We start from the raw sequence: 21,547 nt of genomic DNA on the forward strand, positions 1-21,547 counted from the left end.
AGTCCGCGCCTGGCAGGTCCGCGCCGGCTCGACCGCGCCGCAGGCCGCCGGCGTCATCCACACCGATTTCGAGCGCGGCTTCATCCGTGCGGAAACGGTCGCCTACGACGACTACATCAAGTTCAAGGGCGAGCAGGGCGCCAAGGAAGCGGGCCGCCTGAGGTTGGAGGGCAAGGAATACATCGTGAAGGAAGGCGACGTACTCCACTTCCGCTTCAACGTCTGATCAAAAGGCCCGCTACCCGCGGGCCTTTTTTGTTCTCCTGTAGGAGCGCGCTTGCGCGCGACCCACGATGCGGCCAGCACCCATCGCGCGCAAGCGCGCTCCTGCAGGGGTGGCTTAGTCGTGCTTGCCGATGAAATCGGACTTGCCGAGCACCACGCCCACGCCGCGCAGGATCGCGTAGGCGGTGGTGCAGTGGAAATAGACGTTGGGCAGCACGAAGTCGAGCAGGTACGGCTGGCCTTGGAAGTGCATCTCGCCTGAGCGCATCTTCAGCACGATGTCGCGGTTTTCGCTGCCGTCGATCTGCTCCGGCTTGAAGCCATTGAGCATGCCGATGACGCTGGCGATGCGCGCCTGCAACTGCTCGAACGTGGTTTCGTTGTCTTCCATCTTCGGCGCTTCTTCGCCGGCCAGGCGGTAGCCGGCGCCCTTGGCCATGTCAGTGGCGATCTGCACCTGGCGAATCAGCGGGAACATATCCGGGGTGATGCGGGTGTTGAGCAGCACCTCTTCAGCGATGTTGCGCTCCTTCGCGTGATCGGCACCTTTCTTCAGCACGCCGGAGAGGTTCATCAAGGCGCGGACGAGGACGGGGACGGTGATCTGGTACATCGTGATGGACATGGACAGGCTCTTGGTGGGTGAATCGGCCGTGGGCCGGGGCGGCGCGTATTGTGCGCGCGTGCTGGCGGCCCGTCGACGCCGCGAGAAGCTACGATAACGGCATGAGCCAACCCCACCCACCCAGGTCGAAGCGGAGCGGCCCCCGGGCGATCTTCCAGGTACGCCGGGCGCAGCGCGTTCTCGACACGCTGTTCCATGGGTTACCGCTGGCCTCGCGCATGCGGGTGGGTGCCTTCATGGCCTTCAAGGCGGTGCTGGCCTCGCTGGTGGCCTATGGCGCGGGCTTCCTGCTGCGGCCGGATGAAGCGTTCTGGGCCGCGATCAGCGCCGTCGCCGTGACCCAGCCGCACTACGGGGACACCCGTGGCGCGGGGCGTGATCGCGTGCTGGGGACGATCTTTGGCGGCATGGCCGGGCTGCTCGGCCTATGGGTCGGTGGGACGGGTGACCTGCTTTCGTTTGCGCTGGCGCTCGCGTTGGTGACCGTGGCCTGCTGGACGGCGAATGCCGGGGCGGCGGCGCGCATCGGCGGGATCACGTCGGCGATCGTCCTGCTCGTGCCGACCACCGGGCCGCGCTGGGAAGTGGCCGCATGGCGGCTGGGTGAAGTGGTCTGCGGTACGGCGTGTGCACTGGCGGTAGGCTGGCTGGTATCGCGCCTGGAGCACCACGTGGAAGAAAAGGCACAAGGGGACGAGGGTTGAGCCGCAAACATTCCGAACATCATCGACTGGAACGTCTGGGCTGGCTGCGTGCTGCCGTATTGGGCGCCAACGATGGCATTCTCTCTACCGCCAGCCTGCTGGTGGGTGTGGCCTCGGCGGAAGCGGGTGCCTCGAGCGTCATGATCGCTGGCGTCGCGGGTCTCGTCGCCGGCGCGATGTCCATGGGCGCGGGCGAATATGTTTCCGTGAGCTCGCAGGCGGATAGCGAGCGCGCCGAACTGGCGGTGGAATCACGCGAGTTGCGCGAAGACCCGCACGGCGAGCACAAGGAGCTGACCGAGATCTACGTGCACCGCGGCCTCGACCGCGAACTAGCCCACAAGGTGGCCGACCAGCTCATGGCGCATGACGCGCTGGCGGCGCATGCACGCGATGAGCTGGGTCTGTCCTCGGCAACCGCGGCGCGGCCGTTGCAGGCGGCGGCCGCCTCGGCGGTAAGTTTCGCGGTGGGCGCGATCGTGCCGATCCTCGCTACGGCGGCCTCGCCGCGCGAGCACATGGCGAAGGTGACGGTGGTGGTCTCGCTGGCGGCACTCGGCGTACTCGGCGCAACCTCAGCCCGGCTCGCAGGCGCCGCCATGTGGCGCGGCGTGGCACGCATCCTGTTCTGGGGCGCGGCGGCCATGGCGCTCACCGCGGCGGTTGGCCGGATCTTCGGGATCGCCGCGTGAGGGCGTCGCGCGCAAGCGCGCTCCTACAACCCTGTCCTGTCGACACCCTGTAGGAGCGCGCTTGCGCGCGATGCTCTTACCCGGCGACGCAGCGATTGCGGCCGCCGTTCTTGGCGGTGTACAGCGCCAGGTCGGCGCGTTCGAAGACGGCTTGCGGCGTATCGCCCTGACGGAACTGGGCAACCCCGATCGAGGCGGTCACGCGCACCGGCTGCCGGCTGGCGTGGAACGCCAGGTGCTGGATCTTGCCGCGCAGACGTTCACATACCTGCAGTGATTCGGCTTCATCCGCACCATCAAAAATCACGATGAACTCTTCGCCACCGTAACGGGCCACGAAATCGACTGGCCGTACATGCTTGAGCAGGGCCTGGCCGATCACGCGCAGCACCGCGTCGCCCGCGGTGTGGCCGTAGGTGTCGTTGATGCTCTTGAAGTGATCGATATCGATCGCAGCGATCGAGAGGGTGCGCGACGTCGTGAGCCAGCTTTCGTACGCGGCTTCGATGCGCTTCTCGTAGGCCAGGCGGTTCGGCATGCCGATCATCGTGTCGGTCTGGGCCAGCTCGTGCTCGCGTTCCAGCGAGCGCTGCAGCGCGTTGCGCTCGGTCTCCAGTTGCTCGACGCGCTGGCGCATCTTCTCGGCGCGGTCGCGGTACGCGGTCAGCCGGCCACCTTCGCGATCACGGAAATCGCGGAAGCATGCGGCGATCGTCTCCAGGCTCGCATTGACCCGCTCGCGCAGCTCGTGGGTATCCTCGGCCTCAAGGATTCCCTCGCTGAGCAGGCGCATTTCGTGCGCCACCGAGGCATCCAGGGCCTGGCCGTTGGCCTCCCCCGTGGACTGGTCCGCTAGTTCGCGGGCCATGTACTGGGTCAGCTCATCGAGCCGGCCCGCCATGTGGCGGAGCACGGCCTGCAGGGCATCGATCTCGCGCTGCATGCCGATGCGCTGCTCGTTGACCAGGTCGGCCAGGCGATCGCTGCAGGTGGCAAGGCCCACGAGGTCGCCCGCATCGGACACGTCGCGGCGCAGGTCGTTGGCCCGTTCGGATAGCTTGGGCTGGACCACGATCCGGTCGACCAGGCGGTGCAGGGAGGCCTGGACCGAGGAGCCGTACTCCGTGCGTTGCGGGCGGGTGATCGGGACGGCGCGTTCTTCCGGGGTGCGCTGCGGCCGGGTGGCCAGGCCTTCCAGCGCATCACGCAGGCTGTTGGAAAGGGTTTCCAGCACCATGGCATCGGCTGAGCCGGTGGACAGGGCTGCGCTCAGCCGCTCGATATGCGGATCGACCTGGTCGTGCGCGCCATGCGCGGCCCGGGTAAGGCTGGCGACGAGCTGGCGAAGCACGGACTCCACGCCCCGCCACTGGGCTTCCTCGCGGGTGAGCCGCTCAACGGACTCGCGGTATTTGCTTTCCCAGAGCTGGTTGTCCAAACGCACGCCCCGACCGTCGCGTGAAGTGTCTTAAGTACGTCGCGCATCATACGATGAAACCTGACAATTTCGATCTGTCTTATGGCGGATCCTGGGCGGGTGCCATCCACCGGGTTGCCCGGGCCGCCACGACCGCGCCGGCGCCGATCAGCACGGCCGCCAGGAGGAATGCCACACCGGGCAGGTGCACCTCCCGTTCGGGGGCGATCGAGAAGGCGAAGATCTGGGCAAACAGGTACGGACCGAAGATGCCGGCGAAGCTGCCGAGGCTCGTGATCGCCCCCTGCAGCCGACCTTGCTCGCTCGGCGAGACGCAGCGGGTCATGATCGATTGCATCGGCGGACCGGAAAGGCCCCACAGCGCCATGAGCGGAATGGCGATGAGGAACACCCAGCCCGTGGCCGCCAGGCCCATGACGGCGAAAGCCACCGTACCGAACGTCAGGCCCGCCACCAGCACCTTGCGCTCGCCAAACCGGCCCGTAAGGCGGCCGGTCAGGAACGCCTGCACCGAGCCATCGCATGCGCCGACCAGGGCCAGCACGAAGCCGACCGCCTGCGCACCCCAGTGGTAGCGATAGTCGGCGTAGAGCACGAAGGTGGTCTGGAGCACGTAGTGCGCCAGGTAGAACAGGAAGGTGACGATCGCCAGCCCGAACACCGTGGGGCTGCAACGGAGCAGGCGCAGCGCCCCGAGTGGGTGAGCGGTGTGCGGTTCGAAGCGCGGCGCGCGCCGTTCCGGTGGCAGCGACTCGGGCAGGATGAAGAAGCCATACATGAAGTTGGCCAGCGCAAGCCCCGCCGCGACCCAGAACGGCAGGCGCAGGTCGATCCCGCCGAGGAAGCCGCCCAGCGCCGGCCCGATGATGAACCCAATGCCGAACGCGCCTCCGAGCAGGCCGAACGCGCTAGCGCGCTTCTCCGGCGGGGTGACGTCGGCGATGTAGGCATTGGCCGTGGTGAAGCTCGCCGCCGTCATGCCGGAGATGATCCGGCCCACGAAAAGCAGCCAGAGCGAGGGCGCGAGCGCCATCAGCACGAAATCCAGGCCCAGGCCCAGGTTCGACAGCAGGATGACCGGGCGCCGGCCGAACCGATCCGAGAGCGCCCCCTGGATCGGCGACGAAAAGAACTGCACGGCCGCGAACACCGTGCCGAAGATACCTACCCACCACGCGGCGTTGCTCACGCCGCCACCGGTCATCGCTTCGATCAGGTGCGGCAACACCGGGATGATGATGCCGAATGCGAGGATATCGATCAGCACGGTGATGAAGATGAAGGCGACTGCCGCACGCCGCACGGGTGGCGCCAGCGGCATGTGCTCGCCGTCAGACATAGCCGAGCGCCTTGAGCCGCGGGGCGACGATCGGGATGGTCATCATCGTGCTGGCAACCGCCATCAGCAGCAAGGCGGTGAAGGTTTCGCTGGTGATCATGTGCTTGTCGAGCAGCACGTTGACGAAGATGATCATGATCAGCGCCTTGGTCTGCAGCAACCAGCCGATCAGCCAGCCATCGCCACGCTTCCAGCCCAGTATCTTGCCTGCAAGCCCTACGCCCGCCAGCTTGCCGGCGACCGACGCGACCAGCAGCACGCCCGCGGCGACGAACACCGCCGTACCACCGATATTCCAGTTCGTGCGCAGGCCGGTGGAAAGGAAGTAGATCGGCATGATGGTCAGCAGCACGTTGTGGCGCAGCCCATCGAGCTTCTCGAGGTTGAACCACTCACGTTCCATGATCGCGCCCGCGAGGAACGCACCCACCATGAAATGCAGGCCGCACCAGTCGGCGCCGTAGGCCACGGCGGCCAGCCAGATCAGGCTGACGTAGTAACGATCGGATTCCTTCAGCCGCGCCATCAATAGGCGGAACGCCCACGAGGCCGCGGCAAAGATCGCGAGGAAAGCGGCCTGGTGGCCGACACGCTTCCAGTCCAGCAGCAGGATCGCGAGCACGGCCCAGATCGCGATGTCGTCGAGGCTGGCGTAACGCAGCACGCGTTGGCCGAGCGGGGCGCGCAGGATATCCAGCTTCTCCATCAGCAGGATCAGGATAGGCAGGGCCGTGACCGCGCACGACATGCCGATGCCGAGCACGAACTGCCACGGCTGCGTGCCTTCGCCGATCCAGCCAGTACGCCATGCCATGAGGCCGAGCGCGGCAAGGCAACCCGCCGCCAGCGGCGCACCCAGCGCCAGTGCCGCCGTGGTGCCGCACTCCTTGCGCTGCCGCCAGACCTCACGAAGATCCAGCTCGATGCCGGCGATCATGACAAAGAGCATGACAGCCCACCACGCGATGCCGTTCAGCGCACCGATGACCGGCGCCGAGAACACCGTGGCGTAGTAATCCGGAAAGGCTTTGCCCAGCACGCCCGGGCCGAGCAGGATGCCGGTAAGGATCTGCACCACCACCAGTGGTGCCCAGTAGTCGGTACGAAAGACGCGCCAGATGAGATAAGGCACGCCAAGGATGATCACCATGGCGATCAGGAACAGTTCGGTTGTACTCATCAATCCCTCCCCAGGATCGGCAGAGGGTAGCGGACGCGCGTGACCGCGCCAATCCTGCCTATTGCGGTGGCTGGGTCAGTTCGCGCGCATTGAGGTAGCCATCCTTGTTCGTATCCAGCTTGTGGAACTGGTGGATCAGGCTCTGCTGGAACGCATCGAGGTGGATCGGCCGTGCCCCCGGACGCATCGGGCCGTCGTTCGCATCGATCACGCCATCGCCATTCACGTCCATGCGCTGGAAGCCCTGGCTCATGTAGCGGACGTATTCCGCCTCATCGACCTTGCCATCGCCATTGGTATCCATGCGCTGGAGGTATTCTTTCGGCGTACGTGGAAAGTCCTGGGCTGAGGCGGCGTACGCTAGCAGGGCGAAGGTGGCCAGCAGGCCGCGGGAACGTCGATTCATGGATACCTGCTTCGGTGTTTGTCGGTATGCGCGCAGCGGCGTACTCTCGGAGAACTGCGTCCAGCCTGGGAACCCTCCATGATCTACGAGAGCATCCTCGACACGATCGGCCGCACGCCGATCGTGCGCCTGCCCCACATCGCCCCCGCGCACGTCAGTCTGTATGCGAAGGTCGAATCCTTCAATCCCGGCGGATCGGTCAAGGATCGCCTGGCCATCGCCGTCATCCTGGATGCCGAGCAGAAGGGCCTGCTCAAGCCCGGCGATACGGTCATCGAGGCCACCTCAGGCAATACCGGCGTCGCCCTGGCCATGGTCTGTGCGGCCAAGGGCTACAAGTTCGTAGCGACCATGGCCGATTCCTTCTCCATCGAACGCCGCAAGCTGATGCGGGCCTATGGCGCCAAGGTCATCCTCACCCCCGCTGCCGAACGCGGCACGGGCATGGTCCGCAAGGCCGAGGAACTCGCCGCGAAGCATGGCTGGTTCCTGCCGCGCCAGTTCGAGAACCCGGCCAACCCGGCTTACCACCGCCAGACCACCGCGGCGGAAATCCTCCAGGACTTCGCCGGCCGCCGGCTGGATGCCTTCGTGACAGGCTGGGGTACCGGCGGCACGCTGACTGGCGTGGGCGAGGTGCTGAAGGTCGCTCGCCCCGAGGTCAAGGTCATCGCCTGTGAGCCCGCCGCCGCGCCCATGCTCCAGGACAAGCCGTGGTCGCCGCACAAGATCCAGGGCTGGACCCCGGATTTCGTGCCCGCGGTGCTGAACCGCAAAGTGTTCGACCAGGATCTCACGGTGGATGAGGTGGTCGCCCGCGACACCGCCCGCCGCCTGGCCGCCGAAGAAGGCCTGTTCGTCGGCGTCTCCGCCGGTGCCACCGTGGCGGCCGCCCTGGACTACGCGAAGACCGCCGCCGAAGGCAGCGTCATCCTCGCCATGCTCCCCGACACCGGCGAGCGCTACCTTTCCACCTTCCTCTTCGAAGGCGTCAACGAAGGCACCGACGAAGACTGGCTGAACAGCCTCTCGTGATCTTGTAGGAGCGCGCTTGCGCGCGATGGGGGTTGCGGCAAGTACCCATCGCCCGCAAGCGCGCTCCTACAGACAGCCGGTTACCTGAACCGGTGACGGGATCGGAACATCGCCAACGCGCAATCATCACGCCAGCGGCGGCACGGTGGACTCCTCTGCACCCTTAAGGAGACCACCGCCCATGACCCTATTCCGGAAGAGCCTCACGGCAGAACTCAGTGGTCGCGTCCAGCGTCTTGCTGGCGCTGTGACCCACGACCGCCCCCTTGAGTGGAAGGGGGCCGCCCGGCAGTACGCCGGGCATGCGGGTGTCATGGCGGCACGCGCCGGCAGTCAGGTCAGCGATCGAGGCGCCCGTCTAGGTCAGCAGGCCAGCGAGGTTGCGGCGCGCCTCGGTCAGCAGGGCAGTGGCGTTGCGGCTCTCGCCGGTAAGCAGGCCAGCAGAATGGCCAGCCGCGCTGGCAAGCAGGTGCGCAACCACCCGCGTGCCTCGATCGCTGTAGGCGCGGGCCTCGGGGTCGCTGCGCTTGCCGCTGCATGGTTGCTGCGCCGGTACCAGCTGAAACAGCAGGCGTACCTGGACCACGACGAACACGACCCCACCCGCTACCGTGCTAGCAATGACTCAGGCGATGCGTTGGATGGGTCGGGTGAGGATAATCCGATTCCAGGCGAGACCGGGTTGTACTGATCCGTTTCTCGTAGCGGAATTCCTACACGCCGCGCGAGCGCTGGACTGCCTTGTCGAGGCGGGCGGGCACAAGGTGGTTCATGTCACTGCCCGTCAGGCAGCAGCTCCGCATCGGGCAGTCCCCCGTCCTGAGGAGCCGCCCGGGCCATTACGCCACCTCGGCGCGGCGGCGGAGCACCGCCAGCGGTTGCGCCCAGGTCGCCCCTGGCCGACGTTTACTGGTCACCAGCGTCAGCTCCGAAGGCTGGAACACGTTGACGTTATGCGTGGCGGGTGTGGTGAGAATGTACTGCGCGCGGGTGCTCTTGAGAAATGCCCCGACCTTGTCGATGTTGAAGATATCCAGGTGGGCGAACGGTTCGTCGATGAACACGAAGCCGCCGGGGCGATCTTCGTCGCGCATCAATGCAACAAGTAGCAGCAGCGACTTCATGACCTGCTGGCCGCCGGAGGCTTCGCCGTCGTCCATGCCGATCCAGCCCTTCTTGTCGAACTCAAAGCGCACCTGTAGCGCGGCCGACGCGAGCGCGAGGTCATCGTTGGCGAGTTCGGGCAGGTCGACGTCGACGCCGATGCCTGCGAGCTCGGCGAGCATCTTCAGATTCTTGGCGTAGCGACGCACCGTATTGCGCAGCACATGGATATAGGCGCCACGGGCTTCGTGCGTGATGCGACCGGCGCGTTCGAGGTGCAGGCGGCGCTTTTCGAGATCGCGCTTCAGGCCCTCATGGTCGGCGCCGAGCTTCTCGCGCAGTGCCAGCACGCTGGTGTCCTGCTCCCAGTGGCCTTCTTCCAGGCGTCGCTCGACGCGATCCATTTCACGGCGCACGGCGGCCGGGGATTCGAACCGCTCGCGCAGGGCGGCGATCGCGGCGCGTGAGCGATGGGCGAGGGCGACGTGCTTTCGCTTCGCACGGAACGCCTTGAGCCGCTCGACCTGTTCGCTGCGCGACTGGTGGTAGTGGCGTACGGAATCGGCGAGCTGGTTCTGCACGCTGCGCTGCTCACGCGCGCCGTTGTCGCGGCTGTTCGAGGTTTTCAGGCGCTTTTCGCGCACGCCTTCGTAGTACTGCTCGGCAGCGGCGTGGCTGTCAGCGGTGCGCTGCACATCTTCCTGCAGCCGTGGCTGCTGTTCGCGTGCTTCGTTGAACTCTTCCGCACGATCGGCCAGCTGGCTGCTGGCATTGGCACCGCGCAGGATGCTTTCCGCGTCGCTGGCCTGTGCTGAGCTGGTCTTGCGCTCGTCGGCGATGGCACGCAGGCGGTCTTCGATCTCGCGCAGCCTGGTCTCGCCATCGCGGAGCTGGCGCTCGCGCGCGGAGGCACCGAAGTACATGTCGTCCACGCCAAGGTGGCGGCCGCCGCGGCGTTCGCGAAAGTAACCCTGCGGCGTGATCCAGTCCTGGTCACGGCCGAGCTTCGAGCCCTCGGGCACATCTTCCACGCGCTGGATGCGATCGAGGTTGCGCAGCAGCCAGTCGGGCGCAGCGGCGGAGAACTCCACCACTTCATGTAGCGAACCGGTGGTGGCCTTCTCCGAGGGCGCGCGGTCGGCGACGACGAAGTGCTTGTAGCGCATCGACTCACCGAGCTTCCAGGCCGTCTCGCGATCACGCGGATCATCGAGCAGCACCACGTGGCGGTAGCCTGCGAGCACGGCTTCAACCGCGGGCTGCCAGCGCGGCTGGGTGATCTCGACGATTTCGCTGAGCATGCTGTGGCGGATGCCCGCGTCATCGAGCGCGCGGCGGAAGCCGGCTTCGAATTCGGGTGTGTAGCGGCGGCCACTGCGCCAGGCGGTGAGCTTGGTGGTGAGGGTCCCGAGTTCCTGGCGCAGGCCCGCCTCTTCGTTCTGCAGCGTGTGCAGGCGGGCGCGGGCATCGCGGGCGATGTCGGCCAGGCGCTCATGATCAGCGCCGTTCTGGGCCGCGACCATTTCACGCAGGCGATTTTCCTGGCGGATGACAAGGTCGTTCTGCGCGAGGGCAGCGCGGGCGGCGTCCAGACTTTTCTGGGTTGCCTGGCGGGCGATATCGGCTTCGTGTTGCTCGCCGCGCAGCTGCTCACCGGTGGCATCCAGCTCGCCCAACTGCTGGGTGAGTTCCGCATCGCGCTGCTCAAGCTCGGTGACGCGGTGCTTCACGCCGTTCAGTGCGGGGCGGGCGCCGCGCACGCTGGCGGTGAGGTCGGCAAACTCGGTACGCGGGAGCACCTCGGCGACCAGCGACACGCGTTCGTCTTTCAGCGCATTCCATTCCTGGTAGGAGCGGGCGCGCGCCTCGGCTTCCTGCAGGCTCACGCCGATCAGCGAAAGCTGGTGCTCCAGGCCATGCTGTTCGCGGTCGGCCTCGGACTGCTCGTTGCGGGCGCGCTGATAGTCATCCAGCACCGCCTTGTCGCCGAACACGTCGAAGACGAGATCGAGCAACGCCTTCGGCGGCAGCTGGCAGAGTTTGTCGGTCGCGCCCTGTTCCAGCGTAAGTACGCGGCGGATCGCTTGCGACAAGCCAGCGCCTTCCAGTCGTACGCGGTACTCACGCAGACCGAGGAAGTCGTTACGCGCTTCGATCTCTTCAATGGTCACGTCGCCGCCGACCACGGCGTACTGGCGGGTCCACTCGCCACCCTTCTTCTGAATCCGGCAGGCGAGGGTGACCTCACGATCCATCAACGGGAAGAACGGCCGCTCGCCGTTCGGGCCAGGGATATTGCCCACGCGAGCGCGCAGCCAGGCGAACGGCTTGCCGTTGTGGCGCAGGTAGCTCTTGTAGTCGCGGTTACCCGCGCAGTCGATGGTGAGCAGGGTGCGAAGGGCATCCAGCAGCGTGGTCTTGCCCGAACCATTCGGGCCCACCACGGTGACGATGTTCGTATCCAGCGGCAGGCTGAAACGCTGCCAGTAATCCCAGTGGACGACTTCGAGGCTGCGGAAATCAAACATCGTCGGTAGCCTCGGGATCGGTTTCGGTGTCGTAGAGCGGTTCGTCGTCACCTTCATCCGCGGGCGCATTCGCTGCGCGCGTCGCGGCATCGGCGAGCAGGTCGCCCAGTGCGCCATCCAGGATGCGTCGCGCAGTGCGTTCGTAGTCGAAGGCGAGGTCGAGCAAGGGGCCTTCCGCTACTTCGCCCTTGCGACGTACGATGAAACCGAGGCGGTTGAGCGTACCGAGGTTGAAGTTGACCCGGGTTTTGCCACCCAATTTTTCGGCGAAGTCAGCAAGCAGCGTGCGCTCGGCGATCACCGGCGAAATCGTCGGGTCGCGCGGAATGGGCTTTTCTTCGGCAAACATCTGCGACTGCGACGCGGCGGCCTCGACCTCCTGGCGCTCGACCTGGCGCTGGCGCTTGGGTAGCACGATCAGCGCCCAGATCACCACGAGCAGCGCGACGCCATCGCGATCCAGCTGCATGGTGTTGGAGATCCAGCTATCGCTGCCGCCGAACACCGCGCGTTCGCTGCGGCGGGCGACGGCCAGCCCGATGTAGGCGGCGTAGGGGTGTTCGCGCAGCTCGAGGCCGACCGCTTCAAGGCGGCGGTCGAGGTCTTCGCGGAAGGCTTCGTCGAGCAAGGCCTTGCGTGCCTGCACGTCGTCGCGCGGCAACCAGCGTTGCGCGAGCAGGCGGGTCACCAGGCTGGCGGTTTCATCATGCATCGGAGGTGTCCTTCGCGGTGGTGCGCGGGCGTAGGCGGCCGGCGCTCACAAGCGCGATCTGGGGCAAGTCGGGGTCAATCAGCACGGGCTCGATCTCGAGCGCGAGTGGCAGGCGGGCGAGGTCGGCGGTGCCACCTTCCAGCGCCGCGGATTCGGGGTCGCCGAGCAGGCCGAGCAGCGAGAGGCGATACGCCGACAGCGCATAGTCATGGCCGATCAACGTCTCGGCCAGTTCGCGCGGCGCGACGATGGCGGCCAGCTCGGCATGCCAGTCCTCGAGGTAGCGCAGGTCTTCTTCGCCCATCGGCAGGTCCGCCGTATCGGGCGGTTCCTCGGCACCGGGCAAGGTCGTGACTTCAGCGGCAAGGCGCTCGCGTTCGAGCAGCTCGTATTCGGCGACATCCAGCGCGATCTGGTCATGCAGGAACGGCGCCGGCAACGGTAGCGAAAGCTGGCCTTCCTCGAACGAAGCCAGGGTGTCGATATCCTGCGCGCGCAGCCAGCCAACCAGGTCAGAAGACGAAAGGCCGGTACGACCGAGGTGCACGCGGTGCTGGTCGATCTTGTTGAGTTCGCGCTGGAATACGCCGGCCTGGCGCAGCAAGCCGCTTTGGGCGCGACCCACGGCCTGGGCCAGGCGGTGCGCGACCGGCTCCAGTTCCTCGGCCTCGGTGATCGCGGCGACGATCTCGGTGCCTTTCTCGACCCACGTCCACACCGAGTCCAGCCGATCGGCGGCACGGCGGATGCGATGCTCGGAGCCGGAAAGCACGGCGCGGTCGAAGTCTTCCTTCAGCTCGGTCAGGCGCGATAGCAGATGGCCGAGTTCATCGGCCGAGACGCGGCCCACGGCCTGGCCGGCGGCCAGCTGTGCCGTGAGGTAGCCAAGCCCGTCGTCATCGTCGTTCTCGAACTCGAGCATCGTCGCCAGCGCACCGAGCGCTTTGCGGCCCATCGGGCCTACGCGATAACGCAGGGTCTCTGCGTCGTAGACCAGCAGATCATGGTCTTTCAGGCGCTGGACGACGGTTTCGAGTTTGACCGGATCGACGAAGGCGAGGTGATCACGGATTTCCTGCGGCGCCCACTCCGTGGCATGTGTGCGCGCACCTAGCGTGCGCAGCACCAGCAGACGCAACAACACCTGCGCTTCGCTGCCGTGGAACAGCGCGGAAAACGTACGCAGCAGGCTACGGCCGCGCAGCAGCGGGAAAACGGCGGGGAGGTCCTCCGCGACGATGCCGTCGCGGAAGAGATCCTGCAGGCGTTCGTCGTGGACGGAGGTATCAGCTGGCCCGTTCAAGGTCAGCGACGGTCGACGCCGACGAAGCGGAGGAATTCGCCCCGTGTACGCGGATCTTCGCGGAAACTGCCCAGCATCTGGCTGGTGACCATGGAGACGCCGCGCTTGTGCACGCCGCGCGTGGTCATGCATTCATGGCTGGCATCGATGACGACGCCGACACCACGCGGACGCAAGGTGTCTTCGATGCAATGTGCGATCTGCGCGGTGAGCTTTTCCTGCACCTGGAAGCGGCGGGCGAAACCATCGACCACGCGGGCCAGCTTGCTGATGCCGACGACGCGATCGGTGGGTACGTAACCGACATGCGCACGACCGATGATCGGCGCCATGTGGTGCTCGCAATGGCTCTCGAACTCGATATCGCGCAGCACGATCATCTCGTCGTAGCCTTCCACTTCCTTGAAGGTGCGGCGCAGGTACTCGGCCGGGTCCTCGTCGTAGCCCTTGAACCAGTCGGAGTAGGCTTTGACCACGCGCTTGGGCGTGTCGAGCAGGCCCTCGCGGGTCGGGTCTTCGCCCGACCACAGCAGCAGGGTACGAACGGCCTCTTCAGCCTGCTCGCGGGTGACCGGGCGGGACTTGGCGTCGTCGCTCATCGGGGTGGGTTCCTCGGGCACGTAAGCAAACCGTCATTGTAGCGCGGGGGGAGGGTGGCCGGGCCATGACCGGGGTCGCGGCCCCGGGGGCATCGCGCGCAAGCGCGCTCCTACAGAAGACCTGCGCAGGCCCTGTAGGAGCGCGCTTGCGCGCGACCCCGGGCGCCTCATTCCTCGGATTCGCTTTCAGGCTCACCCTCATCCAGCCCAGGCGGCATGTCGAGCAGCCGCTGCGATTCGTCCCCGCCCAGGGTCTCCACCCCGCGCAGCTTGCGCTCGATGGCCCGGGTGCGAATCCCCGCGCTATCAATGCTGTTGCGCACGGTATCGAGCTGTTTGCGGGTTTTTTCCAGCACCACGCCGAACTTGCCGAACTCGGACTTCACCGCGCCCAGCACCTGCCAGACCTCGGACGAGCGCTTCTCGATCGCCAGGGTGCGGAAGCCCATCTGCAGGCTGTTGAGCAGGGCGGTCAGGGTGGTCGGGCCGGCCACGGTGACCCGGTGGTCGCGCTGCAACTGGTCCGACAGGCCCGGGCGGCGGATCACCTCGGCGTACAGGCCTTCGGTCGGGAGGAACAGGATCGCGAAATCGGTGGTATGCGGCGGAGCCACGTACTTGGTCCGGATGCGCTTCGCCTCTTCGCGCACGCGCAGTTCCAGGGCCTTGCCGGCGCTGATAACGCCTTCGGCATCGGCGGCATCCTGGGCATCGAGCAGGCGCTGGTAGTCCTCGATCGGGTACTTGGCGTCGATCGGCAGCCAGACCGGTGCGCCATCCTCTGCGCCAGGCAAGCGGATGGCGAACTCCACGCGCTCGGCCGAGCCGGGCACCGTGGCCACGTTGGAGTCGTACTGCTCCGCGACGAGGATTTGTTCGAGCAAGGCGCCCAGCTGCACTTCGCCGAACGTGCCGCGGGTCTTCACGTTGGTGAGCACGCGCTTGAGGTCGCCGACACCGGCGGCAAGCGCCTGCATCTCGCCAAGCCCGCGCTGCACGGCCTCAAGGCGCTCGGAAACCAGCTGGAACGACTGGCCAAGCCGGGTTTCCAGCGTGGACTGCAGCTTCTCGTCGACGGTGGCGCGCATCTGTTCCAGCTTGGCCGCGTTGTCCTGCTGGATCGCGGCGAGCCGGGTTTCCAGTGTGCCGCGCATGTCGCCCATGCGTTTCTCGCTGTCGGCGCTCAGCGCGGTGAAACGCTGGTCGAGCAGTTCGCCGAAGTGCTTGAGGGTGAGGGATGACTCTTCGCGGGTCTTGCGGGCGTCATCAGCCATGCCCTGGCGCAGGGACTGCAGGCCGAGGTCGGTGCGCTCGGTGAGCTGGTCAAGGCGGCGGCCGAAGCCATCGATGCGCTCGTGCTGTTGGGTGGCGGCCGCTTGCAACTGGTCCTGCACATGGCCGCGGAACTGGCCGAAGCTCTCGCCGAGTTCGCCACGGCCAGCGCGCTGTTCATCGCGCAGCACGCCCTCGAGGCGGCGGGTGTCGTCGCGCAGGGCGTCGAGCCGGGTGGCACTGCCGTCATCGCGCTTGCCGCGCGAGAGCAGGGTGAGCAGCAGCCCGAGGCAAGCCAGGCCCACCAGGAGAAGGGCGATAAGAAGGATCGTTTCCAGATTCATGACGAGAGATTACCTGTAGGAGCGCGCTTGCGCGCGATCGGGGTTGCGGCAAGCACCCATCGCGCGCAAGCGCGCTCCTACAGGGGGATCTGCCGGTGCGGGATGTGACGACCACGCGTAAGCGCGATGCCACAAGATAGCGTCCGCGTCGGGGATCTCAGATCTCGCGATTGCCCACGATGACGACATCGGCGGGGCGTTTGGCGAACAGGCCGACGCAGACGATGCCGGTGATCTGGTTGAGCTGCGCCTCAAGGGCGACCGGGTCGCTGATGCGCCAGTGATGCACATCGATGATCCAGTTGCCGTTATCCGTGGTGACGCCATCGCGCCACACGGGCGTGCCGCCCATGGCCGTGATCTCACGGGCCACCAGGCTGCGCGCCATCGGGATCACTTCGATCGGCAGCGGGAACGTGCCCAGCACCTCGACCTGCTTGGTGGCATCGATAATGCAGACGAACTTATCCGACGCCGCGGCAACGATCTTCTCGCGGGTGAGTGCAGCACCGCCGCCCTTGATCAGGCACTTGTTCCTGTCGCACTCGTCGGCGCCATCGATGTACAGGTCGAGGCGGCCGGCAGCATTCAGGTCGAGCACGTCGAAGCCGAGCTTGCGCAGGCGATCGCTGGAGGCTTCCGAGCTGGAAACGCAGGCCTTGATGAAGTCGCGATACTGCGGCAACTCATCGATGAAAAAATTCACCGTGGACCCGGTGCCTACGCCGATGATGCGGCCCTTGGGACCGTTGCCGACATACTTGAACGCGGCGGTTTCGGCGGCGAGGCGCTTCTCGTTGTCCTGGCTCATGCTTTTTCCAGCTTCAGGATGACATCCCAGTCGTGTTTGGCGACCGGCATGACGGAAAGGCGGTTTCCCTTGCGTACCAGCGGCATCTCCGCCAGTGCGTCGAGATTTTTCATTTCGTCCAGCGAAATGGTGCGCTTGAACTTCCGCTCGAATTTCACATCGACCAGCATCCAGCGCGGTTCTTCGCGCTTTGCCTTTTCGTCGTAGTACTTCGACTTCGGGTTGAACTGGCTTTCATCGGGGTACGCCGGCGAGGCGACGGTGGCGATGCCGACGATGCCCGGGACATCGGTATTCGAGTGATAGAAGAAAATCTTGTCACCGACCCTCATGCCATCTCGCATGAAGTTCCTCGCCTGGTAGTTACGTACGCCATCCCATGCCTCGACACCCTTGCGTTCCAGGTCATCGATGGAAAACGCGTCCGGCTCGGACTTCATGAGCCAGTATTTCATTCGGCGCCACCCGTGCAGTCGATCAGTTCTTTATCCGTCGCGATGTAGTCGAGCTTGATATCCCACTCGGCGGTCTGGATGTCGTCCAGCTCCTGGAACGCGTAGCCCACGCCCACCAGCAAGGGTTGTGCCGGGCGCGCCTTGTCGCGGAGGAACTCGAAGCTACGGTCGTAGTAGCCGCCGCCGAAACCCAGGCGGTTGCCCTTGCGGTCGAAGCCCAGCAGCGGTACCAGCACCAGGTCGAGCTTGTCGGCCTCGATGATGTGCTGCGCCGCCTTCGGTTCGGGAATGCCAAGCTCGTTCGTGTCCACATCCTCGCCGGTGGTCCACGGGGCGAAGGTAAGGCGCTTCTTCCCGGCTGTCTTGGTCACGATCGGCAGGTAGAAGGTCTGGCCGCGCTCGGCCAGCGGCCCGATGGCCACGTTCAGCGGCAACTCGCCGCCGGTAGCCCAGTAGCCAGCCACGTGCTTGTCGGTCAGGTATTCGGGGAGCTGTTCCAGCGAACGGCGCAGGCCTGCGGCCGCAGCGACCCGCTCGGCGGGCTTCAGCTCGCGGCGGCGCTGGACAAGATCGGCCCGCAGTTCACGTCTCTCGGGGAGCTTTGACATGGTCGTTCAGCCGAACGGCACGGTCTGGGCGCCCCCGAGCCGCCACGCCCGGTGCCGCGGGCAAGGCGCTGACCGGCCCCGGGTGGGGCCGGCCGGCAAAAGAAAGAGGCGTTCTCCGCGATGCCGCTGCGCACCAAACGACCTTGATCCAAAGGATCAGGTGGGAGAGCCACACGGTCTCGAGGCTTTCCGTACGAAGGCGGACATGCACAACAACCGTGTAAGGCCGACCCGGGGTCGTATGTAGGAACAAGGCAAATGTAAAGTGCGCTGGCGAGCACCGCAGGGAACGCCCGCTGCTATTTTACCGATGCGTCGAGCAGACCATCAAGTTTTTTGCGAAGAGCGGCCAGCCCATCGGTCAGGGATTGTTCCTGGGTGTTGTGCTGCCCACGTAACGTAAGCAGCTCATGGGCGATGCTGACCGCGGCCAGGACGGCGATACGGTCGAAACCCGGCACTTTGGCGCTGGATTTCAGTTCACGCATCTTGTCATCCAGGAAACGCGCCGCTGCCACGAGACCTTCACGCTCTTCAGGCGCGCAGGCGATGTGGAATTCACGGTCGAGGAGCCGAAGGGAGACGGGTTCGTGGGCAGGTGTGTTCATGCTTGGATTCAACCCGTGTTTTCGAGCGCCTTCAGGCGCTGGATCATGGCTTCGACGCGGCTGCGAGCCTGCTCGTTGCGCGCCATGAGGCTTGAACGCTCATTCGCCAGCTGTTCCTGGCTGTGACGCAGGCTGCGGTTTTCCTCCGTCAGGCGACGGACGGTATCGACGAGCCGGTCGAGCGTGGCGCTCAGGGCTTCCAATTCGGTCTTGAAGGCATCCGGGTTCGTCATGCGCGGACTATAACAGGGCTTCGTGGCTTGTCAGCAGGCCGTCGAGGGTAATTCGTCCACGACCCTGCTGGCCGGGTGCATTAGACTTAAAGCCGATCCTTAAGGAGTAGCCGCCATGTCGGCCAACCAGACCGTCGATCCCGAAGACATCGCCGAACTCATCGGGCGCTGCAACCTGGCCACCACCATCAGTGAGTTCCATGGCTCGTTGGTGGGCTACATCAGTGCCGGTGGCACATTTCCGGCCGGTGACGTGCTGGATGCGCTAAAGCTCGAGCCCGATCCGGCACTTACCGCCGATGAGAGCGCCATGCTGGTGCGCCTGCGCCACCAGACCGAAGAATGGCTGGCGGATACCGATCTCAGCTTCATGCCGTGGGTCCCCGATGGTGAGTCGCCGCTGCACCAGCGCGTCGAAGGCCTGGCCGACTGGTCACGCGGTTTCCTCGGTGGCTTCGGCCTCGGCGGCTCGCCGGAAGCGGCCAGGCGCCTGAGTGAAGACGCCCGGGAAATTCTCCGTGACATGGCCACCATCGCGTCCACGGAAGTCACCCTGGACGAAGATGTAGAAGGCGATGAAGACTCCCTGGTCGAACTCGAAGAATACGTACGCGTAGGCGCGCTGACGCTGCATGCTGAAATGGCCCCGCGCCAGGAACCGGCCAGCGATACCCTGCATTGATCGCGGCCGCTGAATACGCCCGGCGCCGCCGGGAGCTGATGCGCATGGCGGGCGAGGATGCGGTGTTGATCCTCGCCGCGGCGCCCGAGCGCATGCGCAATGCGGATGCGCCGTGGCCGTACCGGCAGGATTCCGATTTCCATTACCTCACTGGCTTCGGTGAACCGGAAGCGGTGCTGGCCCTGCTGCCCGGTCGCGCCCATGGCGAGACCGTGTTGTTCTGCCGCGAGCGGGACGCCGAGCGTGAGCGCTGGGATGGCGAGCGCATGGGCACGGATCGCGCGGCACGGGAACTGAAACTGGATGACGCGTTTCCGATCGATGACATCGACGACATCCTGCCCGGGATGATCGAGGGCAGGACCCGGGTGTACTGCCATTTCGGTCAGGAACCCGATTTCGATGCCCGGCTGCTCGGCTGGATGCGCCGCCTGCGCACCGCGCGCGGCGGCGGTGTCGTTCCCAAGGACCTGGTAGCCCTGGGCCACTTGTTACACGACCTGCGCCTGTTCAAGTCGCGTGACGAGCTGGCCTTGATGCGCCGCTCCGCTGAAGTGGCCGGTGCCGCCCACCTGGCCGCGATGGCCCTCGCCCGCCCCGGTGTGGCGGAATACGAGATCGAGGGCGAGATCCTTCGTACCATCCGCAGCCGCGGCGCGGTACCGGCGTTCCCGCCGACCATCGCTGGTGGCGCGAACGCCTGCATCCTGCATTACCAGGCCAACCGCGCGACGCTGAAGGCCGGCGACCTGCTGTTGGTCGACGCGGGGGCCGAAGTGGAGTGTTATGCCTCGGACATCACCCGGACCTATCCCGTGGATGGCCGTTTCAGCGACGAGCAGCGGGCGTTGTATGACGTGGTCTACGAAGCGCAGCTGGCGGCGATCGACGCGGTACGGCCGGGCCGTGCCTTCGCCGATTCCCATGAGGCGGCCGTGCGTGTCATCGCCACGGGGCTCTGCGCGCTGGGTCTGCTGAAAGGTAGCGTCGAGCGCGTGATCGCCGATGGCACCTACAAGGCGTACTTCCCGAGCAAGACCGGCCACTGGCTTGGGCTGGATGTGCATGACGTCGGCGACTATCGCATCGACGGCGAACCACGCGTGCTCGAAGAAGGCATGGTCCTGACCGTGGAGCCGGGCATCTACATCCCGCCCAACGACAAAAACGTGCCGGAACGCTGGCGCGGCATCGGTATCCGCATCGAAGACGACGTGGCCGTCACCAAGGGCGCGCCTGAAGTGATGACGGCGATGGTGCCGAAAGACCCCTCGACGTTCTAATCCCGGTAGGAGCGCGCTGGGATTGCGCGTTTATTCCCTCTTCGAGGGCGATGGGTCTTGCGGCAACCCCATCGCGCGCAAGCGCGCTCCTACACGGGTTTGTCTTTTTGCTGGTGGGCTTCGTCGTCGGCGTACACTTCGAACCACATTGCATTGAGGATCGCGAAGGCGCATGCCAGGCCTAAGCCGAGGATCCAGGCGAAATACCACATCGTTCGCGCTCCTTCTTCAGTACATGTGGTGCGATTTACGCACCTGTTCGAGGCTGACGCGGCCGCGCATCACGCGGAACACCCAGGTCGTGTAGAGAATGATGATCGGCAGGAACACTGCCGCCAGGCACATCATCAGGAACAGCGTGCCCTGGCTGGACGAGGCGTCCCACACGGTGAGGCTGGAGCGTGGGTCCAGCGAGGACGGCAACAGGAAGGGGAACAGGGCGAACCCCGCCGAACAGATGGTTCCCGCGACCGAAAGGCAACTGCTGAAGAAGCCGAGGAAGCCTTGCCGGGCAACGAACAGCTGAACCCCCAGTGCGCCGATGAAGGCGATGACCGGCGCGACCCAGAAGAACGGGTGGGTGAGATACCCCGCGAACCACGAGCTCCCCACCGCCACCTGCTTGGCCAGTGGATTCGATACGCCATCGGTAATCACCGGCCCGGCCACCGCGTAACCCGGTATCCCGTACGCCAGCCAGATGCCGGCGAGGACGAACAGCAGCACGTAGACCAGCGAGGTCAAACGGGCGATCCGCGCCGCGCGCACCGCGATGCTCTCGTCGGCTTTCATCGAGGCCCACGCCGCACCGTGGGTCAGCAGCATGCTCAGGCTCACCAGGCCGCAAAGCAGGGCAAATGGGTGGAACAGCTGGAAGAAGCTGCCCGCCCACACCAGGCGCAGGTCGCCGTCGTAATGGAAGGGCAGGCCAAGGAACAGGTTGCCGAAGGCCACGCCGCACACCGTCATCACGATGATGCCCGAGGTGACCAATCCGTAGTCCCAGATCCGTGTCCAGTGGGGGTTTTCCACCTTCTCGCGGAAGTTGAAGCCCACCGGCCGGATGATGAAGGCCAGTAGCAGGACGAACATGGCGACATACAGCCCGGAGAACGAGGCGGCGTACAGCAGCGGCCATGCCGCGAACACGGCACCGCCACCCAGGACGAACCACACCTGGTTGCCCTCCCATGTCGGCTCGATCGTTTCCAGCAGTACATGGCGCTCGTGTTCATCCCGGCCGAGCACGCGGAGCAGGGCGGCAACGCCGAAGTCAAAGCCATCCATGATGGCGAAGGCGGCAAGAAGGACACCGATCAGGGCCCACCAGATGACGCGGAGCGTTTCGTAATCAAACATGG

At 65.7% G+C, this 21,547-nt stretch carries 24 protein-coding genes and 1 other RNA gene; 7 read left to right on the forward strand and 18 right to left on the reverse strand.

The window, feature by feature from the left end; genetic code table 11:
- Positions 1–226, forward strand: a 226-nt coding sequence (locus VGN46_RS06245) for a DUF933 domain-containing protein (RefSeq protein ID WP_331641793.1), incomplete at its 5' end; no start/stop codon positions are given.
- A gap of 114 nt (positions 227–340) precedes the next feature.
- Here VGN46_RS06245 and VGN46_RS06250 read toward each other — a convergent pair.
- Entirely contained in the window at positions 341–850 is a 510-nt protein-coding gene (locus tag VGN46_RS06250; protein WP_331641795.1) for a DUF1993 domain-containing protein, read from the reverse strand.
- A gap of 101 nt (positions 851–951) precedes the next feature.
- On the opposite strand from VGN46_RS06250, the gene VGN46_RS06255 reads away from it, so the two are divergent.
- Positions 952–1,554, forward strand: a complete 603-nt coding sequence (locus VGN46_RS06255) for an FUSC family protein (protein WP_331641797.1) — start codon at positions 952–954, stop codon at positions 1,552–1,554.
- Positions 1,551–2,246, forward strand: a complete 696-nt coding sequence (locus tag VGN46_RS06260) for a VIT family protein (protein WP_331641799.1) — start codon at positions 1,551–1,553, stop codon at positions 2,244–2,246. Before VGN46_RS06255 ends, VGN46_RS06260 begins: the two co-directional genes overlap by 4 nt.
- Positions 2,247–2,322: 76 nt before the next feature.
- Here the strand turns inward: VGN46_RS06260 and VGN46_RS06265 are convergent, their stop codons facing one another.
- From VGN46_RS06265 to VGN46_RS06280, 4 genes are all read right to left on the reverse strand, one after another.
- Positions 2,323–3,690 (reverse strand): GGDEF domain-containing protein, encoded by a 1,368-nt coding sequence (locus tag VGN46_RS06265; RefSeq protein WP_331641802.1) that lies wholly within the window; start codon positions 3,688–3,690, stop codon positions 2,323–2,325.
- 73 nt (positions 3,691–3,763) lie between these two features.
- Positions 3,764–5,023 (reverse strand): TCR/Tet family MFS transporter, encoded by a 1,260-nt coding sequence (locus tag VGN46_RS06270; protein WP_414675229.1) that lies wholly within the window; start codon positions 5,021–5,023, stop codon positions 3,764–3,766.
- Positions 5,016–6,203, reverse strand: a complete 1,188-nt coding sequence (locus tag VGN46_RS06275) for a cation:proton antiporter (protein WP_331641804.1) — start codon at positions 6,201–6,203, stop codon at positions 5,016–5,018. The genes VGN46_RS06270 and VGN46_RS06275 overlap by 8 nt, the downstream gene beginning before the upstream one ends.
- Before the next feature lie 58 nt (positions 6,204–6,261).
- Positions 6,262–6,609, reverse strand: coding sequence for a hypothetical protein (locus tag VGN46_RS06280; RefSeq protein ID WP_331641805.1), 348 nt, complete (start codon positions 6,607–6,609; stop codon positions 6,262–6,264).
- A gap of 78 nt (positions 6,610–6,687) precedes the next feature.
- Between VGN46_RS06280 and cysK the strand changes: the two genes are divergently transcribed.
- Complete coding sequence (gene cysK, locus VGN46_RS06285; protein WP_331641807.1) at positions 6,688–7,644, forward strand: cysteine synthase A; 957 nt, start codon at positions 6,688–6,690, stop codon at positions 7,642–7,644.
- 181 nt (positions 7,645–7,825) lie between these two features.
- The gene (locus tag VGN46_RS06290) at positions 7,826–8,335 is read left to right on the forward strand and encodes a hypothetical protein (RefSeq protein ID WP_331641809.1); all 510 of its coding nucleotides are present in this window, start codon (positions 7,826–7,828) and stop codon (positions 8,333–8,335) included.
- 148 nt (positions 8,336–8,483) lie between these two features.
- Here VGN46_RS06290 and VGN46_RS06295 read toward each other — a convergent pair whose 3' ends face one another.
- The 11 genes from VGN46_RS06295 to VGN46_RS06345 all read right to left on the reverse strand — a co-directional run bounded on the left by VGN46_RS06295 (position 8,484) and on the right by VGN46_RS06345 (position 18,221).
- Positions 8,484–11,276: an AAA family ATPase gene (locus tag VGN46_RS06295; RefSeq protein WP_331641811.1), complete on the reverse strand. Its 2,793-nt coding sequence runs from the start codon at positions 11,274–11,276 to the stop codon at positions 8,484–8,486.
- Positions 11,269–11,988, reverse strand: a complete 720-nt coding sequence (locus VGN46_RS06300; RefSeq protein ID WP_331641814.1) for a hypothetical protein — start codon at positions 11,986–11,988, stop codon at positions 11,269–11,271. The genes VGN46_RS06295 and VGN46_RS06300 overlap by 8 nt, the downstream gene beginning before the upstream one ends.
- Entirely contained in the window at positions 11,981–13,291 is a 1,311-nt protein-coding gene (locus VGN46_RS06305) for a hypothetical protein (RefSeq protein WP_331641816.1), read from the reverse strand. Before VGN46_RS06305 ends, VGN46_RS06300 begins: the two co-directional genes overlap by 8 nt.
- 2 nt (positions 13,292–13,293) lie before the next feature.
- Complete coding sequence (folE, locus tag VGN46_RS06310) at positions 13,294–13,890, reverse strand: GTP cyclohydrolase I FolE (protein ID WP_331641818.1); 597 nt, start codon at positions 13,888–13,890, stop codon at positions 13,294–13,296.
- A gap of 167 nt (positions 13,891–14,057) precedes the next feature.
- The gene (locus tag VGN46_RS06315; RefSeq protein WP_331641820.1) at positions 14,058–15,506 is read right to left on the reverse strand and encodes a DNA recombination protein RmuC; all 1,449 of its coding nucleotides are present in this window, start codon (positions 15,504–15,506) and stop codon (positions 14,058–14,060) included.
- Positions 15,507–15,663: 157 nt separating this feature from the next.
- Positions 15,664–16,317 (reverse strand): ribose-5-phosphate isomerase RpiA, encoded by a 654-nt coding sequence (gene rpiA / locus VGN46_RS06320; RefSeq protein ID WP_331641822.1) that lies wholly within the window; start codon positions 16,315–16,317, stop codon positions 15,664–15,666.
- A complete protein-coding gene (locus VGN46_RS06325) occupies positions 16,314–16,772 on the reverse strand; it encodes an EVE domain-containing protein (RefSeq protein WP_331641824.1) in 459 nt (152 codons plus the stop codon). Before VGN46_RS06325 ends, rpiA begins: the two co-directional genes overlap by 4 nt.
- A complete protein-coding gene (locus VGN46_RS06330) occupies positions 16,769–17,380 on the reverse strand; it encodes a 5-formyltetrahydrofolate cyclo-ligase (RefSeq protein ID WP_331641826.1) in 612 nt (203 codons plus the stop codon). Before VGN46_RS06330 ends, VGN46_RS06325 begins: the two co-directional genes overlap by 4 nt.
- 108 nt (positions 17,381–17,488) lie before the next feature.
- Positions 17,489–17,672: non-coding RNA, 6S RNA (ssrS, locus tag VGN46_RS06335), on the reverse strand.
- A gap of 7 nt (positions 17,673–17,679) precedes the next feature.
- Positions 17,680–17,988 carry a cell division protein ZapA gene (locus VGN46_RS06340; RefSeq protein ID WP_331641828.1) on the reverse strand — a complete coding sequence of 103 codons (309 nt, stop codon included), beginning with the start codon at positions 17,986–17,988 and terminating at the stop codon, positions 17,680–17,682.
- Positions 17,989–17,996: 8 nt separating this feature from the next.
- On the reverse strand, positions 17,997–18,221 hold the full coding sequence (locus VGN46_RS06345) for a TIGR02449 family protein (protein WP_139984971.1): 225 nt from the start codon (positions 18,219–18,221) through the stop codon (positions 17,997–17,999).
- A 115-nt stretch (positions 18,222–18,336) separates the two neighbouring features.
- On the opposite strand from VGN46_RS06345, the gene VGN46_RS06350 reads away from it, so the two are divergent.
- Together VGN46_RS06350 and VGN46_RS06355 are read left to right on the forward strand one after the other, a co-directional pair.
- Positions 18,337–18,903 (forward strand): UPF0149 family protein, encoded by a 567-nt coding sequence (locus tag VGN46_RS06350; protein WP_331641832.1) that lies wholly within the window; start codon positions 18,337–18,339, stop codon positions 18,901–18,903.
- Between the two features lie 38 nt (positions 18,904–18,941).
- Positions 18,942–20,186 carry an aminopeptidase P N-terminal domain-containing protein gene (locus tag VGN46_RS06355; RefSeq protein ID WP_414675230.1) on the forward strand — a complete coding sequence of 415 codons (1,245 nt, stop codon included), beginning with the start codon at positions 18,942–18,944 and terminating at the stop codon, positions 20,184–20,186.
- A gap of 89 nt (positions 20,187–20,275) precedes the next feature.
- On the opposite strand, the gene cydX is transcribed toward VGN46_RS06355, so the two are convergent.
- Positions 20,276–20,398, reverse strand: a complete 123-nt coding sequence (gene cydX / locus VGN46_RS06360; RefSeq protein ID WP_331641836.1) for a cytochrome bd-I oxidase subunit CydX — start codon at positions 20,396–20,398, stop codon at positions 20,276–20,278.
- A gap of 16 nt (positions 20,399–20,414) precedes the next feature.
- Positions 20,415–21,545 carry a cytochrome d ubiquinol oxidase subunit II gene (gene cydB / locus VGN46_RS06365; RefSeq protein WP_331641838.1) on the reverse strand — a complete coding sequence of 377 codons (1,131 nt, stop codon included), beginning with the start codon at positions 21,543–21,545 and terminating at the stop codon, positions 20,415–20,417.
- Between the last annotated feature and the right edge of the window lie 2 nt (positions 21,546–21,547).

This window comes from Luteibacter sp., from assembly GCF_036500425.1.
Taxonomy (GTDB): Bacteria; Pseudomonadota; Gammaproteobacteria; order Xanthomonadales; family Rhodanobacteraceae; genus Luteibacter.

Bases quoted from the DNA above. Each gene is read 5' to 3' on its own strand.
- VGN46_RS06300 (WP_331641814.1), bottom strand. From the start codon at position 11,988: ATGCATGATGAAACCGCCAGCCTGGTGACCCGCCTGCTCGCGCAACGC.
- VGN46_RS06330 (WP_331641826.1), bottom strand. From the start codon at position 17,380: ATGTCAAAGCTCCCCGAGAGACGTGAACTGCGGGCCGATCTTGTCCAG.
- VGN46_RS06325 (WP_331641824.1), bottom strand. From the start codon at position 16,772: ATGAAATACTGGCTCATGAAGTCCGAGCCGGACGCGTTTTCCATCGAT.
- VGN46_RS06280 (WP_331641805.1), bottom strand. From the start codon at position 6,609: ATGAATCGACGTTCCCGCGGCCTGCTGGCCACCTTCGCCCTGCTAGCG.
- VGN46_RS06340 (WP_331641828.1), bottom strand. From the start codon at position 17,988: ATGAACACACCTGCCCACGAACCCGTCTCCCTTCGGCTCCTCGACCGT.
- cysK (WP_331641807.1), top strand. From the start codon at position 6,688: ATGATCTACGAGAGCATCCTCGACACGATCGGCCGCACGCCGATCGTG.
- VGN46_RS06275 (WP_331641804.1), bottom strand. From the start codon at position 6,203: ATGAGTACAACCGAACTGTTCCTGATCGCCATGGTGATCATCCTTGGC.
- folE (WP_331641818.1), bottom strand. From the start codon at position 13,890: ATGAGCGACGACGCCAAGTCCCGCCCGGTCACCCGCGAGCAGGCTGAA.
- VGN46_RS06250 (WP_331641795.1), bottom strand. From the start codon at position 850: ATGTCCATCACGATGTACCAGATCACCGTCCCCGTCCTCGTCCGCGCC.
- VGN46_RS06295 (WP_331641811.1), bottom strand. From the start codon at position 11,276: ATGTTTGATTTCCGCAGCCTCGAAGTCGTCCACTGGGATTACTGGCAG.
- VGN46_RS06350 (WP_331641832.1), top strand. From the start codon at position 18,337: ATGTCGGCCAACCAGACCGTCGATCCCGAAGACATCGCCGAACTCATC.
- cydB (WP_331641838.1), bottom strand. From the start codon at position 21,545: ATGTTTGATTACGAAACGCTCCGCGTCATCTGGTGGGCCCTGATCGGT.
- VGN46_RS06290 (WP_331641809.1), top strand. From the start codon at position 7,826: ATGACCCTATTCCGGAAGAGCCTCACGGCAGAACTCAGTGGTCGCGTC.
- VGN46_RS06270 (WP_414675229.1), bottom strand. From the start codon at position 5,023: ATGTCTGACGGCGAGCACATGCCGCTGGCGCCACCCGTGCGGCGTGCG.
- VGN46_RS06345 (WP_139984971.1), bottom strand. From the start codon at position 18,221: ATGACGAACCCGGATGCCTTCAAGACCGAATTGGAAGCCCTGAGCGCC.
- VGN46_RS06255 (WP_331641797.1), top strand. From the start codon at position 952: ATGAGCCAACCCCACCCACCCAGGTCGAAGCGGAGCGGCCCCCGGGCG.
- VGN46_RS06315 (WP_331641820.1), bottom strand. From the start codon at position 15,506: ATGAATCTGGAAACGATCCTTCTTATCGCCCTTCTCCTGGTGGGCCTG.
- cydX (WP_331641836.1), bottom strand. From the start codon at position 20,398: ATGTGGTATTTCGCCTGGATCCTCGGCTTAGGCCTGGCATGCGCCTTC.
- VGN46_RS06355 (WP_414675230.1), top strand. From the start codon at position 18,942: ATGCGCATGGCGGGCGAGGATGCGGTGTTGATCCTCGCCGCGGCGCCC.
- rpiA (WP_331641822.1), bottom strand. From the start codon at position 16,317: ATGAGCCAGGACAACGAGAAGCGCCTCGCCGCCGAAACCGCCGCGTTC.